We start from the raw sequence: 1,032 nt of genomic DNA on the forward strand, positions 1-1,032 counted from the left end.
CTACAAACAGTCGCTATAAAATGGAGGTGGAAATGGAAAACCTGAATGCCGTAGAAATAAAGTCATTCGTTCCCGCTAAAGACTTTGAATGCTCTAAGCGTTTTTATCAGACAATGGGTTTTGAAATGGCATCTGAGTTTGACGGAATCGCATATTTCAAATCAGGCTCTTGTTCTTTCTTGCTTCAAGACTTTTACGAACCTGCTCACAGCAACAACTTTATGATGCACCTCTTAGTTGAAGATGCGCAAAGTTGGTATGCACATGTTTTAAAACTCAGTCTAGACAAAGAGTTTGGTGTAAAGGTTACAGAGCTTATTGAGCAGCCGTGGGGAATGCTCGAGTTTTGTTTAACAGATCCGAGTGGTGTGTTGTGGCGGATAGGCGAAAATCAGTAGCCTAACAAGGCGTTTAAGGCAGATTCCCAACGCTTGGCGGTTTGTATTCTAAGTTGGGTTTAGCGTTTAAGGTGTAATGGTTTAGTTTGGGTGGTAGGCGTTGCTCACTACTTAACGCGGCGTTAGCTGCTTACAAGACACTAAATAGTTCGTTGGTAATTGGTAATACTGAATTCCATGTGAAGGCGGTGAGGTAAATAGTGACAGGTAGCATTGTTGAAAGAGTAAAACTTACAATTCTTTTCGCGCGTTGGTGCTTAGTTGGGTACTCAGCGATTGTAATCGTAGGGTTCTTCTTAATTCCTTTTCCTGACTGGGTTATGGCTCCTGCATTGTTTTATACGCAAGTAATCAAAAGCATACTATTTTTGGTTTTACCCGAGGGAGTCAGTGCTGCTATCGCGGTTTTTGTAACGATTCTTACTCCGGGGTTCATTATAATATATTCATCTCCAGAGGAACGGGAGCGTTGAAAGTACGCAGCTAACAAGGCGTTTAAGGTGGATTCACAACGCTTGGCGATTTCAGTTCAAGTTGAATTTAGTGTTTAAGGCACAATGGTTTAAGTTTGGTGGTTGGCGTTGTTCACCACTTAACGCGGCGTTATACGCAAAGGCGGAAAATGGATAAATTC

1 protein-coding gene is annotated in these 1,032 nt (G+C 42.1%); it reads left to right on the plus strand.

The annotated features are described in order from the left end of the window. Positions 1-32 precede the first annotated feature (32 nt). Complete coding sequence (locus RH45_RS06495; protein WP_039958308.1) at positions 33-398, plus strand: VOC family protein; 366 nt, start codon at positions 33-35, stop codon at positions 396-398. Positions 399-1,032: the final 634 nt, after the last annotated feature.

The sequence above is a fragment of the Vibrio sinaloensis DSM 21326 genome (assembly GCF_000189275.1).
GTDB lineage: Bacteria > Pseudomonadota > Gammaproteobacteria > Enterobacterales > Vibrionaceae > Vibrio > Vibrio sinaloensis.

Coding starts and splice junctions, on each gene's coding strand:
- RH45_RS06495 (WP_039958308.1), top strand. CDS start 33: ATGGAAAACCTGAATGCCGTAGAAATAAAGTCATTCGTTCCCGCTAAA.